The sequence below is a fragment of the Microbacterium sp. ANT_H45B genome (genome assembly GCF_008369345.1).
Classification (GTDB): domain Bacteria; phylum Actinomycetota; class Actinomycetes; order Actinomycetales; family Microbacteriaceae; genus Microbacterium.
This window is the reverse complement of the sequence record NZ_VOBK01000002.1, coordinates 1,166,061-1,181,280: the sequence shown is the minus strand read 5'-3', so window position 1 is coordinate 1,181,280 and position 15,220 is coordinate 1,166,061. Positions and strand designations below refer to the sequence as shown.

The following is a 15,220-nucleotide window of genomic DNA, read 5'->3' as shown; positions in this document are numbered from 1 at the left end:
CCGGGGCGCGCGTGGATGCGGCCCGACGGCAGGGGGAGGATCGAGTCACCGGCATTGCATGGGCGTCAGTGTAGCAGCAGCGATCCCGGGCACCTCCTGCCGCGGCCTTCTCGCGGTGCACGCCGTCGCACTACGCTGGCGTCATGTTGTACGAGCACCTCGGGGCTCGGCCCCGGATCCATGACTCCGCCGTCATCGCTCCCACCGCCGTGATCTCCGGCGACGTCACGATCGGCCCGGGATGCCAGGTGCTGCACGGCGCCGTGATCACCGCCGAGGGCGGTCCGATCACCATCGGGGCGCACGTCATCGTGATGGAGAACGCGCTGATCCGCGCCACCGCCGCGAACGCCGTGCACATCGGACCCCACACGCTGATCGGCACCCTGGCGAGCATCGCGGGCGCGACGGTCGGCGAGCAGGTCTTCTTCGCATCCGGAGCCCGCATCTTCAACGGCGCCCTCGTCGGCGACCGCTGCGAGGTGCGGGTGAATGCGATCGTGCATCGGCGCGCGGTGCTGCCCGCCGGAACCGTCGTGCCGATCGGGTGGGTCGCGGTCGGCGATCCGGTGCAGCTGCTCTCGCCCGACAAGGACGAGGCGATCTCGGCCGCCCAGCCCGAGCTCGACTTTCCCGGGCACGTGTTCGGCGTCGACCGGGACACCCCCGACCTCATGGTGCAGCTGACCGAGCGCTACGGCAGCTCGCTGGCGAGACATGCCGACGACGTGCGCCTCGACGACGATGTGCGCGATGCCGGCGACGTGCGCCTCGATGCCGACGGACGTGCGGCGGGCCTCGGGTGAGCGAGGAGACAGGGCTCGTCCGACCCGATGTCACCGCGGCCGACGCGACGCTGATCGCGCGGGAGTGCTACGGCGTCGACGCTGCGGCCACCGAGCTCGGCAGCAACCAGGACCGCAACTTCGTCCTCGTCGAACCCGACGGTGCACGCAGTGTGCTGCGCGTGGACAACCCCGTGTTCGGCGATGAGACGCGTGACGCCCAGCACGCGGCGCTCGACGCCTATCGGGCGGCCGGCGTCGCCGTCCCCGCGGTGCTCCCGGGCCTCGACGGCGCGCTGACTCAGCGCTGGCGCGGCTTCGCGGTGCGGCGGAGCGAGTTCGCCGACGGAGAGGCGCTCGTCGACGCGGGGTATCTCGCGCCTGTCGTGCTCGCCGAGTTCGGCACGCTCGCGGCGGCATCCGTCACCGCGCTCGCCGCCCTCGATCACCCGGGCCTCGACCGCGCGCAGATGTGGGACATGCGCGTCGCCGCGGAGCAGGTGCGACGGCTCGCGCCGTCGATCTCGGATGCCGCGCTCCGCACCGCGGTGGTCACGGCGGCCGAGGAGGCGACGGCGGCCCTGGAGCACGTCTCCGCCCGGCTGCCGGTGCAGCCGATCCACGGCGACCTCACCGACGACAACGTCACCGGGCGCCGCGGCGACGACTCGCGCCTGCATCCGCACGTCGTACTCGATCTGGGCGACCTCGGTCTCGGATGGCGGGTGGCCGAACTGGCGGTGTGCGTCTCCTCGATGCTGCACCACGAGCCCGAGCGACCGCTGCGCACGCTCGAGACGATCACCGCGTTCCATGCCGATGCCCCGCTCAGCGGCGACGAGGCCCTCGCGCTCTGGCCGCTCGTCGTGCTGCGGTCCGCGCTGCTCGTCGCCAGCGGATGGAGACAGCTCGAGATCGACGGCGACAACGACTATGCGCGCGAGCGTGTCGCGGGGGAGCAGGCGATCTTCGACGCGGCGACCTCTGTTCCCCTCGCCGAGGCGACGGAGATCGTGCGGGACGCGGTGGGGTTCGGAGCCCCCGGCCCCGATCTGCCCGCGTACCCGGCTCCCGAGCTGTCGATGCTGCTTCCCGACATCGACGGCCGGGTGGTCGTGGTCGACCCCGGGGTCGAGTCCGACGAGCTCGCGGCGGGCCGCTGGCAGGCCCCGGACGCGGAGGCGCAGCTGATCGACGACGCCCATGCCCGCGGTGCGCGCGTCGCGGTGATGCCCTACGGGGTGTACCGGCTCACGCGCACGGCGGTGGACAGCGCGGATGCCGCGGCGACCTGGCCGACCGAGACCGAGTTGCACGTCGCCCCCGGGCCCTCGGTGCGGCTGCTGGCCCCGGTCTCCGGCGACCTGCGCACGTCCGACGAGGCCGTCATCCTCGCCGTGGACGAGGACTGGGAGCTCGAGCTCCGCGGCGCTCACCTCGAGTCGTCGCGCACGGGCGGGGTCGAGGCCGGGGAGAGCATCGGTCGGCTCGCCGCCTCGTTCGAGAACAGGGTGATCACCGTGGGCGTGCGGCGGAGGGATGCTCCGCCGCAGGCGTCCGACCCCGCGGCGGCACGACGGGTCGCTCCGGAGCGTGTCGCGGCGTGGCGCCGGTTCACCGCCGACCCCGCCCCGCTGCTCGGACTGCCCTCGCACGCGCAGCGCGATGAGGCCGGCGATGAGCTGCGGCGACGCGAACGCATCTTCGCCGAGGCGCAGGAGCGCTACTACGAGCGGCCCCCGCAGATCGAGCGGGGGTGGCGTCACCACCTCGTCGACACCACCGGTCGCAGCCACATCGACATGGTGAACAACGTCGCGGGTCTCGGTCACGGCCATCCCGCGGTCGCCGATGCGGCCGCTCGCCAGCTGCGGCGGCTCGCGACGAACTCCCGATTCCTGTTCCGCGATCTTGCCGAGTACAGCGAGCGCCTCCTCGCGCTGATGCCGGAGGGAAGCGGCCTCGACACCGTGCTGCTGGTGAACAGCGGGTCGGAGGCGGTGGACCTCGGCATCCGGCTCGCGCAGGCGGCGTCCGGGCGCCGTACGGTCGTCGCGCTGCGCGAGGCCTATCACGGCTGGACGATGGCGACCGATGCCGTGACGACCAGCGCCTACGACAACCCGGATGCGCTGTCGACCCGGCCGGACTGGGTGCACGTCGCGGACGTGCCGAACCGCTTCCGCGGGACGTATCGCGGCGAGGACACCGCCGTTCGCTACCTCGCGGATCTCGCCGCAGACCTCGACCGCCTCTCCGCCGAGGGCCGGGACCCCGCGGCATTCCTCTGCGAGTCCGTGCTGGGCAACGCCGGCGGCGTCGTGCTGCCGGACGGGTACCTGCGCGGGGCCTACGACCTGATCCGCGACCGCGGCGGGCTCTGCATCGCCGATGAGGTGCAGGTGGGCTTCGGGCGCATGGGCACCAGCTTCTGGGGTTTCGAGCTGTCCGGCGTCGTCCCCGACATCGTGACGATCGCGAAGCCGATGGGCAACGGGTTCCCGATCGGCGGGGTGATCACGTCGAAGCGGATCGCCGATGCGCTGAGCGACCAGGGACAGTTCTTCTCATCCGGCGGTGGCAGCACGCTGAGCTGCCGGGTCGGCCTCGCCGTGCTCGACGCGATGGTGGAGGACGACCTCCAGCGCAACGCGCGCGAGGTCGGCTCCCGGCTCGCCGAGGCGCTGCGGGGGCTGGCGCACCGGCATCCGCTGGTCGGACCCGTGCACGGCATCGGCCTGTATCTCGGCGTCGAGCTCGTGCGCGACCGGGAGACCCTCGAGCCGGCCGCCGCCGAGGCCGCAGCGATCTGCGAGCGGATGCGCGAACTCGGCGTGATCGTCCTGACGACCTCCGAGCGGTCGAACGTGCTGAAGATCAAGCCTCCGCTGTGCCTGACCGCGGAGAGCGCAGACCATGTCGTCGCCATGCTCGACCGTGTGCTCAGCGAGGGATGGTGACCGCCGAGCGTCTTCGAATATCGCGCACAATCGTCATGTTAAATGCGCATTTCGAATCAGATCTCCTCTTCCGCTGAGGAAACTCCCGGGTCCATACTGATGCTCAACGTCGGACGACCCGAAGTCCGGCCTCTGCGCCGTCCCTGAAGGAGTACACATGGCCGCGAAGACCAAGCCGCTCGCGCAGGGCGGGGGAGCCCTCCGACGCAATCTCGGCCTGTGGGCCATCGTCGGACTCGGGCTGGGATACATGACACCCACCGTCGTGTTCGACACGTTCGGCATGGTGGCACGCGACACCCAGGACGTCGTCCCGGCGGCGTACCTGGTCGCTCTCGTCGTGATGGTGTTCACGGCCATCAGCTACGGCAAGATCGCCAGCGCGATCCCGAGCGCCGGATCGGCGTATACGTACGTGCGCGAATCGATCCACCCGAACCTCGGGTTCATGGTCGGCTGGACCTCTCTGATCGACTACGTGCTGCTGCCGATGGTGAACTGTCTCATCATCAAGAGCTACCTCGAGGCGATGTTCCCCGACGTCCCCGCCTGGATCTGGGTCGTGCTGTACTGCATCCTCGTCACCAGCATCATCTACATGACCATGCGCGGCACCTCGAACCTCAACATGATCCTGCTGGTCTTCTCGATCATCGTGATGATCGTCTTCGTCGTCCTCGTCGTCGCGCAGCTGATGCGGGGCGAGGGAGCGGCCACGATCCTCTCGGTCGGCGCGTTCCTGCACGACGACGTGACCATGGGAGCGGTGCTGATGGGCGCCACCATCGTCTGCTTCTCCTTCATCGGGTTCGACGCGGTGACGATGTACGCCGAGGAGGCGAAGGACCCGAAGATCATGCCCAAGGCGATCCTGCTGACGGTGATCATCGGCGGCGGCATCTTCCTCGTCGCCTCGTATGTCTCGCAGCTGCGCTTCCCGGACTGGAACGAGTTCGCCCCCGGTGGCGACATGCAGTTCGTCGAGGACTCGACGCTGCCGATCATCGGACAGCTCGTGGGCGGCAACGTGCTCATGGCGGTGCTGACGGCGGCGGGTTTCTGCGCGACCCTCGCCTCGGGGCTCGCCTCGCACGCCTCGGTATCGCGCATGCTGCTGGTGATGGGACGCAACAACGTGCTGCCGCAGAGAGTCTTCGGCTACATCAACCCCCGCACGCACACACCGACCTTCAACATCGTGCTGGTGGGGGCGATCTCGCTGCTGGCGATCCCCTTCACGCTCGAGCTGATCGCCGCCTGGATCAACTACGGCGCGCTGATCGCCTTCACGTTCGTGAACATCTCGGTGATCGCCTGGTTCGCGATCCGCAAGGGTCGTCGCAAGACCCCGGCCGACATCGTCAACTACATCGTGATGCCCGCGATCGGCATGCTGCTCACCGGTCTGCTGTGGGTCAATCTGCATCAGGACGCCCTGATCGGCGGACTGATCTGGACCGCCCTCGGGTTCATCTACCTGCTCGTGATCACGCGCGGCTTCCGCAGGAAGGTCGTCGCGTTCGATGAGAACCAGGCGGTCACCGGGTACAACAAGGTCGTGAAGGTGCCTGTCGACGAGCGCTGAGTGCCTGTCGACGAGCGCTGAGTGCCTGTCGACGAGCGCTGAGTGCCTGTCGACGAGCGCTGAGTCCGGTCCTCCTCCGACGCGTGTCGGAGGAGGACCGGCGCGGGATCAGATGACGCCCTGCGCGAGCATCGCCCCGGCGACGCGTTCGAAGCCGGCGATGTTCGCTCCTGCCACGTAGTCGCCGGCGACGTCGTGACGTTCGGCGGCATCGAACGCGGCGGCGTGGATGTCGGACATGATCTCGCGCAGCTTGTTCTCGCTGGCGTCGAAGCTCCAGCGCTGCCGGGAGGCGTTCTGGCTCATCTCGAGCGCGGAGGTCGCCACACCGCCCGCGTTCGCGGCCTTGCCGGGAGCGAAGAGCACCCCGGCGCTCTGGAAGGCGTCGATCGCCGCGGGCAGGCACGGCATGTTCGCGCCCTCGGAGACCGCGCGCACGCCGTTGCCGATCAGTGCGCGGGCGTGGTCGAGATCGAGCTCGTTCTGCGTCGCCGAGGGCACCGCGATGTCCACAGGCACCTCCCACACGCTGCCGCCCTCGACGAACCGGGCACCAGGGCGCCGGGCGGCGTACTCCACGATGCGCGCGCGTTCGACCTCCTTGATCTGGCGGAGCAGGTCGACGTCGATGCCCGCATCGTCGACGACGTAGCCGGAGGAGTCGGATGCCGTCACCGGCACGGCTCCCAGCTGCGCCGCCTTCTGGATCGCGTAGATCGCGACGTTGCCCGACCCGGAGACGCCGACGCGCTTGCCGTCGAGGGAGTCGCCGTGCACCCCCAGCATCTCCTGCGCGAAGAACACCGCGCCGTAGCCGGTGGCCTCGGTGCGCACCTCGGCGCCGCCCCAGCCCGTGCCCTTGCCGGTGAACATCCCCGACTCGTGACGGTTGGTGATCTTGCGGTACTGGCCGAACAGGTAGCCGATCTCGCGTCCGCCCACGCCGATGTCGCCCGCCGGCACGTCCGTGTGCTCGCCGAGGTGGCGGTAGAGCTCGTTCATGAACGACTGGCAGAAGCGCATGATCTCCGCGTCCGAGCGGCCGTGCGGGTCGAAGTCCGATCCGCCCTTGCCGCCGCCGATGCCCTGACCGGTCAGCGCGTTCTTGAAGATCTGCTCGAACCCGAGGAACTTGATGATCGACAGGTTCACGGACGGGTGGAATCGCAGTCCGCCCTTGTACGGGCCGAGCACCGAGGAGAACTGGATCCGGTATCCGCGGTTCACCTGCAGGCGACCGGAGTCGTCGACCCACGGCACCCGGAACAGGATCTGGCGCTCGGGCTCGACCAGCCGCTCGAGGATGCCGCCGTCGACGAACTGCGGGTTCCGAGCCAGCACCGGGGCGATGGAGCCGAGCACCTCGTGCACGGCCTGCCGGAACTCGGGCTCGTGCGGGCTGCGGGCGAGCACGGTGTCGAAGACGGGCTGCACGGAATCGGCGAGCGGGTGGAAGGCAGGGGAAGACGAAGAGGTCACGCGAAAGGTCTTTCTGACGGGGGAGGACGTACGTGCGATCGTGTCGCGTGAGAGGGGCGTCGGGCCGGGAGGTTCGCCGGATCGGGGGCCGTTTTCACTCTAGCGGGGACGCCGAGGAGCGCCGTCGACCACGCGTGCGCACCCGTGGTCGACGGCGCGACGGATGGATCACCCGGTGTTCTGGAGCCCGGCCGCGACGCCGCTGACGGAGAGGAGGAGTCGCTTCTGCTCGTCGCCCGCTCCCGATCCCGACGCGGCGTCGGGATCGCGCAGCGCCCGCAGAGCCCGCAGCTGCAGGAGCGACAGGGCGTCGACGTACGGCGTGCGCAGCTGCACGGCGCGCTGCAGGATCGGCTTGTTCTCGAGGAGTCCGACGCCACCGGTGAGCCGGACGACCCACTCGCGGGTCAGCGTCATCTCGTCGAGCACGAGCTGGGCGAGGTCGTCACGGTCGCCGAGCGCGAGATACTGACGGGCGATCCGCTCGTCGGTCTTCGCGAGGCTCATGGCCACGTTGTCGATCATCGTGTGCAGCAGCGGCCAGTCGCGGTAGGCCTCGGTGAGACGGGCCTCATCGCCGACGGCGGCGAGGGCGGTGCCGAGTCCGAACCAGCCGGCGAGGTTGATGCGCGCCTGCGTCCACGCGAACACCCAGGGGATGGCGCGCAGGTCTTCGAGCGACTCGACCGAGAGTCCGCGACGAGCGGGGCGCGACCCCAGCGCGAGCAGGCCGATCTCCTCCATCGGGGTGACCGTCGCGAACCAGGGCGCGAAGCCCTCGGCCTTCACGAGGGAGAAGAACCGCTCACGGGAGGAACGATCCATGACCGCGGCGATGTCCGCGAACCGCGCCGCGGCGTCGCTCGTGCGCTGCTCGACCGACGGCGAGGAGGCGAGCAGGGTCGCCGCGGCGACCTGGTCGATGTGGCGCATCGCGATCGCCGGCTCGCCGTAGCGCGCGAAGATGACCTCGCCCTGCTCCGTGAGCTTGAAGCGCCCGTCGACCGAGTGCGGCGGCTGCGCGAGGATCGCGGAATTCGCGGGTCCGCCGCCGCGTCCGAGGGCACCGCCACGGCCGTGGAACAGGGTCAGCTCGATGCCGGACTCCTGCGCCCACAGCGCGATCTTCGCCTGTGCCTCGTAGAGCGCGAGGTTGGCGGCGACCGGGCCGACGTCCTTCGAGGAGTCGGAGTACCCGAGCATGACCTCGAGACGATTGCCGGTGTCGGCCATCCGTGCCCGGAACTCCGGGAACGTCACGGCCTCGGCGAGGATGCCGGGCGCTGCCTGCAGGTCGGCGAAGGTCTCGAACAGCGGCACCACATCGAGCACGGGGCCGTCGTCGCCGAGGGCGTGCCGCGCGAGACGGTGCACGTTCGCGAGGTCGGAGGCCGCCTGCGTGAACGACACGACATAGCGGCCGGCGGCACGAAGACCGCGGTCGCGCTGGATGTCGGCGATCGCGCGGAAGACCTCGAGCACCTCCTCGGTCTGCGCGCTGATCGCCTCGCCGCCCTCGAGCTCGGCGAGAGCCTTCGCGTGCACCTGGGAGTGCTGACGGACCTCGAGCTCGGTGAGATGGAACCCGTAGGTCTCCACCTGCCAGATCAGATGCTGCACGCCGCCGAAGGCATGGCGCTTCGCTCCGGCATCCGCCAGCGACGACTGGACCGCCCGCAGGTCGGCCAGCAGCTCCTCGGGGCGGCCGTACCGGGACTCCTCGTTCCGTCGGGTCGCGGAGACCCGGTGCGCGAGAGCGAGCAGCACCCGGCGGTGCGGTTCGCCGGGGGAGCGTGCGCCGAGCTCCGACGCCACGCGCGGCTCGGCGTCGGCGAACGCGTCCCACAGCGACGAGACGGCCGCGCTGGGCGGGGTGTCCTCGGCATCGAGGGTGAGAGTACGGCCGATGCGCTCGAGCGCACGCTCGAGACCGCGGAGCACGTGGTCCGAGGCGATCTGCGACGCCTCGCGCGTCACCGACGCGGTGACGAACGGGTTGCCGTCGCGGTCGCCGCCGACCCAGGAGCCGATCCGCACGAACGCGGGCACGATCGGGGCGCTGGCGCCGGAGTCGTCTCCGCGCAGAGCATCGTCGATGCGGCGGTACACGTGGGGAACCGTCGTGAACAGCGTCTCGTCGAAGACGCCCATGACCGTGCGGACCTCGTCGGTCGGCGACGGCTTCTCGGCACGAAGCGGCGCGGTGCGCCACAGCGTGTCGATCTCCTCGAGCATGCGTCGGTGGGCGCGGCGCTGCTCCGCACCGTCGTCGCTGGCGGCATCGTGCTGCGTCAGCAGCTCCGACAGGCGGCGGATGCTCGACGACACGGCCCGGCGCCGCGCCTCGGTCGGGTGGGCGGTGAACACCGGGTGGAAGCGCAGACCCTCGAGGCGTCGACGCGCCTCGTCGTCGCCCACCTCGGTCTTCAGACGCGCATATGCCGACGCGACGGTGTCGGCGGCATCCTCACGACCGGGCTGTCCCGCCCGCTCGCGCAGGACGCGCACACGCTGGTGCTCCTCGGCGAGGTTCACGAGGTGGAAGTAGCACGTGAACGCCCTGGCGACCTCGTCGGCGCGGGTGATCGTGAACGACTCGGCGATCGCGGCGGCGCGATCGAACGCGTCGGAGGTCTCCTCGTCGTACGCCTGGATCGTCGCGAGTCGCAGACGTTCGACGTCCTCGAAGAGGTCGTCGCCGCCGGCCTCGCGCAGTACCTGGCCGAGGAGGCCGCCGAGCATCCTGACGTCGGAGCGCATCGCGTCGGGGATGCCACGGCCGGCTTCGAAGCGGCCGATGATGCGGATGGCCGAGGTGTCGGTGGGCTCGGGGAAGCTGTGTTCGGGGGTCACGCTTCGAGAGTAGCCCGGGTGGCGGGCCCGCTCGGAACTCATGACGGCGCGACGCGTTCGCAAGGCGTCCGTGACGCGTTCGCAAGGCGTCCGTGACGCGTTCGCAAGGCGTCCGCGAGACCGGGCGAACTACCATGGAGGGGACATGCGCATCTCCGTGAACCCCCTTCGTGGACAGCAGTTTCCCGCCGTGCTGCTGCTGCTCGCCGCGGGCCTCGGACTGCTGCTCGCGAACCTGCCCGCACACGACGCGCTCGCCGCGGTGCTGGACCTCCGCATCGCGGTGCCGGGGACCGCGCTGGACCTCTCGATCGAGCACTGGGTGTCCGACGGGCTCCTCGCGGTGTTCTTCCTCGTGGTCGCCATCGAGCTGCGTCACGAGCTGACGCACGGAGAGCTCGACTCGCCGCGCAAGGCCATGCAGCCGGCGATCGCCGCCGCGGGCGGGGTGCTGGTGCCGATCGCCGTGTACCTGCTCATCGCCGGCGGCTCGGCGACCGCGACCGGATGGCCGATCCCCACCGCTACCGACATCGCCTTCGCCCTCGGCGTGCTCGCGATGTTCGGCCGGGGTCTGCCCTCGACCGTGCGGGTGTTCCTGCTAGCGCTGGCGATCCTCGACGACATCATCGGCATCATCTTCATCGCCGTGCTCTTCGCGCACGACGTCCAGTGGCCGCTGCTCGTCCTCGCCGTGATCGCGGTGGCGGCGTTCTGGCTCCTCAGCCGCGCGCTGCACGCCACGGGGCACACGGCGATCGCCGTCGCGATGGTCGTGGTCGGAGTCGTGACGTGGGGACTCGTCGCCGCATCCGGCATCCATGCCACCATCGCGGGCGTGCTGCTGGGCCTCGTGATGTCGCCGGTGCCCGCCGCCCGCACCAGGCATGCCCTCGAACCCACGGTCAACGGGGTGATCCTGCCGGTCTTCGCCTTCGTCGCCGCGTTCGTGGTCATCCCCGACGTCGCACTCTCCGAGCTGTCGCCGGCGTTCTGGGGCATCGTGGTTGCCCTTCCCGTCGGCAAGATCGTCGGCATCACGCTGTTCGGCTGGGTCGCGATGCGCATTCGCCCCCGGGGCACCGCTCCCGCTCTGCCCTTCGGCGACATCCTGGCGGCCGGAGCCCTGGGCGGCATCGGGTTCACGGTCTCGCTGCTGCTCGCCAATCTCGCCTTCACGAGCGACGCGCGCGTCCGCGACCAGGCGATCCTCGGCGTGCTCGTCGGCTCGCTGCTCGCCCTGGTGCTGTCGGGGGCCATCGTGTCGCTGCGCGCCCGCTCGTACCGACGACCATCGCACAGAGGCGAGGAGTGACCGTGTCCGGAGAACGTGAATCGGCCCCGCATGAGGATCCGGATCCGCTGAGGGCGGCGGCGGACACCATGCGCGAGGTGCGTGAGCGCTGCGTGTGGTCGCAGCGGATCACCCACCGTGATCTCGTCCCGTATCTGATCGAGGAGTCGCACGAGGTCATCGACGCCGTCGAGAACGGCACGAAGGACGACCTGCGTGAGGAGCTCGGCGATCTGCTCTGGCAGGTGCTGTTCCACGCGGCGATCGCCGCGCAGGACCCGACCGACCCCTTCGACATCGACGATGTCGCCGCGACCCTGACCGAGAAGATGGTGCGGCGGCATCCGCACGTCTTCGCGGGTGAGACGGCGACCACGCCCGAGGAGGTGCTCGTGCACTGGAATGCCGCGAAGGCGGCCGAGAAACGCACGAGACGCAGCGTGCTCGACGGCATCCCGCGGGGGATGCCGGCTCTCGCCCTCGCCCAGAAGGTGGCAGGCAGAGCGGCGGGGGTCGGAGTGGACGTCGCGAGCGCAGGCGTCGCAGCGGCGGCGGAAGCGGGCGCAGCGCCGGCGGTCGCAGCGCCGGCGGGATCCGTGCCGACCACGGAGGCCGAGCTGGGTGATGCCCTGCTCGCGCTCGTCGCGGTCGCCCGGGCGGAGGGGTGGGATGCCGAGCGCGCCCTGCGCGAGCGGCTCCGGCGTGTGGAGGATGAGGTCCGCGAGGCCGAATCGCGCCCGTGACGCCACGGGCCACCCCGGCGACCTGGGAAGATGGAGGCGTGGCTACTGTGAACCCGCCGCGCGGCATGCGCGACATCCTCCCCGCCGACAAGGCCCGCCGTGAGCGCGTCCTCTCCGTCATCCGCGACCGCTACCGGTCGCACGGCTTCGACGAGATCGAGACGCCGGCGCTCGAGGAGTACTCGCGACTGCACGCCGGGATCGGCGGCGACAACGAGAAGCTCGCGTTCAACGTGCTGCGCCGCGGGCTCGACGCCGAGGCGATCAGGGAGGCGTCCGACGACCAGGGCGCACTCGCCGACCTCGGACTCCGCTACGACCTCACCGTGCCGCTCGCGCGCTTCTACGCGAGCAACCGAGGGCAGCTGCCCGGTGTCTTCCGTTCCATCCAGATCGGCCCGGTGTGGCGTGCGGAGCGCCCGCAGAAGGGTCGCTACCGCCAGTTCGTGCAGTGCGACATCGACATCATCGGCGACGAGTCCGCCCGGGCCGAGTCCGAGCTGATGGTGGCCTCGCTCGACGCGGTCGACGCGCTCGGGCTGGAGGGCGCGACCGTGCGCATCAACGACCGGCGGGCGCTGGACTGGATGCTGGACAGCTTCGGGTTCAGCGCCGAGGAGCGACCCGGCGTCCTCATCACGATCGACAAGCTCGACAAGATCGGACCCGACGGCGTCGCGACCGAGCTGCGGGAGAGGGGCGCGGCCGCGTCGGCGGTCGACGCGTTCGAGGAGTTCCTGCGCCGGCCGCAGACCATGGAGTACAACCCGTTCGGCGAACGACAGATCCGCAAGGCGCTGCCCGACGGTGCACCGGACGAGATCGTTGACCACCTCGTCGGGATCGGCGAGGCGGTCGCGGCGGGGCGCGGTGCCGACGACATCCCGCTCGTCTTCGATCCGTTCCTCGTGCGCGGCATGGGCTACTACACGGGCACCATCTTCGAGCTCGCCCACCCCTCGGTGCCGTACTCGCTGGGCGGCGGCGGTCGCTACGACGGCATGATCGGGCGGTTCCTCGGGCAGCAGGTCGCCGCCGTCGGCTTCTCGCTGGGCTTCGAGCGCCTGGTCGATCTGGTGACCGTCGGCGCAGACGCCGGCGAGCGTGCGGTCGTGCTCATCCATGACGCCGACGTGCCGGTGGCCGCGCTCGTCTCGCACAAGGCGGGGCTCGTCGCGTCCGGAGCGCGAGTGCGCCTGGAGCGACGGACGAAGAACGTCAAGGCGCTGCTCGAGCGCTCGTCCGCCGACGGGTACACGGAGTTCGCCACGGTGTCGGCCGGCACGGTGGCGCTGGAGCTCAAGCCCCTCTCCTGAGATCGGGACATCGGGGCCCGGACTCGTTCCGGGTTCCGAATGCAGGGCCGCGGCACGGATGTCGTTCACGCGGCGTTCACGCCCGTCGGGTCGAATCGGCGCATGAGAGGACATCGTCTCGTCACCGTGGTCGGGCTCGGCGTCGCGGCCGTCGGGGCGGCCGCCGGCATCCGAGTCGTACTCGCCCGTCAGGCGGCCATCGCGCGCCGCCGCATCGGCAAGCCGCTCGGCGAACGGTCGATCGATGCCGACCGCGTCTGGCGTCCCTCACTCGGCGGCGAGCCGATCGAACTGCTCGTGCTCGGCGACTCGCTCGCGGCGGGTCTCGGCGCCGAGCGCCGCAAGCAGACGCTCGGCGGGCGCCTGGCCAAGGGCATGGCTCGACGGATCGGATGGCCCGTGCACCTGCGCACGGGCGCGGTCGTCGGCTCGGAGTCGCCCGACCTGGCGGCCCAGCTCGCGGACCTGCCGGAGGACTACGCACCGCACGTCGCCGTGATCGTGGTGGGCGGCAACGACGTCACGCACCGGATCCCTGTCGCGGTCTCGACGCAGCACCTGCGCGACGCGGTCCTGCGTCTGCGTCGGCGCGGCACCGAGGTCGTCGTCGGCACCTGTCCTGATCTCGGTGCGCTGCGTCCGGTTCCGCAGCCGCTGCGCCGGCTGGTCTCCAGCATGTCGCGCAGACTGGCGGAGGCGCAGACCGAGACGGCTCTCGCCGCGGGGGCGCGCCCTGTCGATCTCCGTCGTGCCGTCGGTCCGATGTTCTTCGACGATCCGGACGCGATGTTCAGCATGGATCGCTTCCATCCGAGCCCGCTGGGCTACCGGCGCACGGCCGAGGCGCTCCTCCCGACCGCGTGCGATGCCGCGGAGGCCGCGCTCCGCTCGCGTCGTCGGACGGTGGGCTGAACCGCAGGCCTCGGCCGCCTCACACCCCGCGCCCTCCCACGCACCCCCGCTCTCCTGATCAGCGCGTCAGCCGCAGCCGGATCATCCTGGCGAGTACCCCGATCAGCACCACAGCCGTCCCGACGATCGAGGCCAGCACCGGCAGCGAGTTCACCAGCAGCAGGCAGCCGAGCGCCCCGACGACCTGCAGCGCGCGGGGATGACGGCGCGCGGAGCCCTGCTGACGGAAGGCCGCGGCGTTCGCGATCAGGTAGTACAGCAGGACGCCGAAGGAGGAGAACCCGATCGCGTCGCGGAGATCGGCGACGAGCACGATCGCGACCACGATGACGGCGATCAGGATCTCGGCTCGTCGGGGCACCTGCCGGCGTTCGTCGACCTTCGCGAGGAACGAGGGCAGATCCTTCTCCCGTGCCATCGCCAGCGTCGTACGCCCGATCCCGGTGAGGAGTGCGAGCAGCGCCCCCAGCGAGGCGGCCGCCGCCGTGATCCGGACGATCGGGGTGAGCGCGGCCCACCCCGTGGAGGAGAGGACGTCGGCGAGCGGTGCCGTGCTCATCGCCGCCCCGCCGCCGAGGGTGAGGAGCACCGTGACCGCGACCAGCAGGTACACGATGACGGCGCCGCCGAGAGCGAGCAGGATCGCCCGGGGAATCGTGCGCGCGGGATCGACGACCTCCTCGCCCAGGGTGGCGATCCTCGCGTACCCGGCGAAGGCGAAGAACAGCAGACCCGCACCCTGCAGCACCCCGTAGGCCGTGGCATCGGGCAGCGGAACGGGGGACGCCGCGGATGCCGTTCCGAGCCCGACCGCGACGACGACGGCCAGTCCCAGCAGCGAGCACACCACGAGGATGCGGGTGACGAGAGCCGTGCGCGTCACACCGAGGCAGTTGACGACCGCGAGCGCGACCACCGCGGCCACGGCGACCGGAACCCGCCAGCCGTCCGGTGCGGCGTACGCGGCGAAGGTCATGGCCATCGCCGCGCAGCTCGCGATCTTGCCGATCACGAAGCTCCATCCGGCGACGAAGCCCCACCACGGGCCGATCTCGGCACTCGCGTACGCGTAGGTTCCTCCGGCCACCGGATGCACGGCGGCGAGCTGCGCCGACGCGGTGGCGTTGCAGTAGGCCACGATCGCCGCGATCACGAGCGCGATGAGCAGGCCGCTGCCGGCGACTCCGACCGCCGGCGCCCAGACCGAGAAGACGCCGGCTCCGATCATCGAACCGAGTCCGAGGGCGGTGGCGTCGCCAAGAGTCAGGCGGCGGGCGAGGGGCATCCCGTCAT

General features: G+C 70.8%; 10 protein-coding genes. 7 read left to right on the top strand and 3 right to left on the bottom strand.

Annotation, left to right across the window (positions count from 1 at the left end; translation table 11 throughout):
* Positions 1-143: 143 nt before the first annotated feature.
* From FQ142_RS12135 to FQ142_RS12125, 3 genes are all read left to right on the top strand, one after another.
* Complete coding sequence (locus FQ142_RS12135; RefSeq protein ID WP_262492140.1) at positions 144-806, top strand: gamma carbonic anhydrase family protein; 663 nt, start codon at positions 144-146, stop codon at positions 804-806.
* A complete protein-coding gene (locus FQ142_RS12130) occupies positions 803-3,745 on the top strand; it encodes an aminotransferase (RefSeq protein WP_149423435.1) in 2,943 nt (980 codons plus the stop codon). Before FQ142_RS12135 ends, FQ142_RS12130 begins: the two co-directional genes overlap by 4 nt.
* A 157-nt stretch (positions 3,746-3,902) precedes the next feature.
* Positions 3,903-5,330 (top strand): APC family permease, encoded by a 1,428-nt coding sequence (locus FQ142_RS12125; protein WP_149423434.1) that lies wholly within the window; start codon positions 3,903-3,905, stop codon positions 5,328-5,330.
* A 108-nt stretch (positions 5,331-5,438) separates the two neighbouring features.
* Here the strand turns inward: FQ142_RS12125 and gdhA are convergent, their stop codons facing one another.
* Positions 5,439-6,809, bottom strand: a complete 1,371-nt coding sequence (gene gdhA, locus FQ142_RS12120) for an NADP-specific glutamate dehydrogenase (protein WP_149423433.1) — start codon at positions 6,807-6,809, stop codon at positions 5,439-5,441.
* A gap of 168 nt (positions 6,810-6,977) precedes the next feature.
* The gene (locus FQ142_RS12115; protein WP_262492139.1) at positions 6,978-9,662 is read right to left on the bottom strand and encodes a phosphoenolpyruvate carboxylase; all 2,685 of its coding nucleotides are present in this window, start codon (positions 9,660-9,662) and stop codon (positions 6,978-6,980) included.
* Positions 9,663-9,807: 145 nt separating this feature from the next.
* On the opposite strand from FQ142_RS12115, the gene nhaA reads away from it, so the two are divergent.
* The 4 genes from nhaA to FQ142_RS12095 all read left to right on the top strand — a co-directional run bounded on the left by nhaA (position 9,808) and on the right by FQ142_RS12095 (position 13,927).
* On the top strand, positions 9,808-10,977 hold the full coding sequence (nhaA, locus tag FQ142_RS12110) for a Na+/H+ antiporter NhaA (protein ID WP_188042379.1): 1,170 nt from the start codon (positions 9,808-9,810) through the stop codon (positions 10,975-10,977).
* A 68-nt stretch (positions 10,978-11,045) separates the two neighbouring features.
* The gene (locus FQ142_RS12105) at positions 11,046-11,699 is read left to right on the top strand and encodes a MazG family protein (RefSeq protein ID WP_149423536.1); all 654 of its coding nucleotides are present in this window, start codon (positions 11,046-11,048) and stop codon (positions 11,697-11,699) included.
* A gap of 65 nt (positions 11,700-11,764) precedes the next feature.
* A complete protein-coding gene (locus FQ142_RS12100; RefSeq protein WP_223145289.1) occupies positions 11,765-13,015 on the top strand; it encodes a histidine--tRNA ligase in 1,251 nt (416 codons plus the stop codon).
* Between the two features lie 102 nt (positions 13,016-13,117).
* Positions 13,118-13,927, top strand: coding sequence for an SGNH/GDSL hydrolase family protein (locus FQ142_RS12095; RefSeq protein ID WP_082539450.1), 810 nt, complete (start codon positions 13,118-13,120; stop codon positions 13,925-13,927).
* Positions 13,928-13,985: 58 nt separating this feature from the next.
* On the opposite strand, the gene FQ142_RS12090 is transcribed toward FQ142_RS12095, so the two are convergent.
* Complete coding sequence (locus FQ142_RS12090) at positions 13,986-15,212, bottom strand: APC family permease (RefSeq protein WP_149423431.1); 1,227 nt, start codon at positions 15,210-15,212, stop codon at positions 13,986-13,988.
* Between the last annotated feature and the right edge of the window lie 8 nt (positions 15,213-15,220).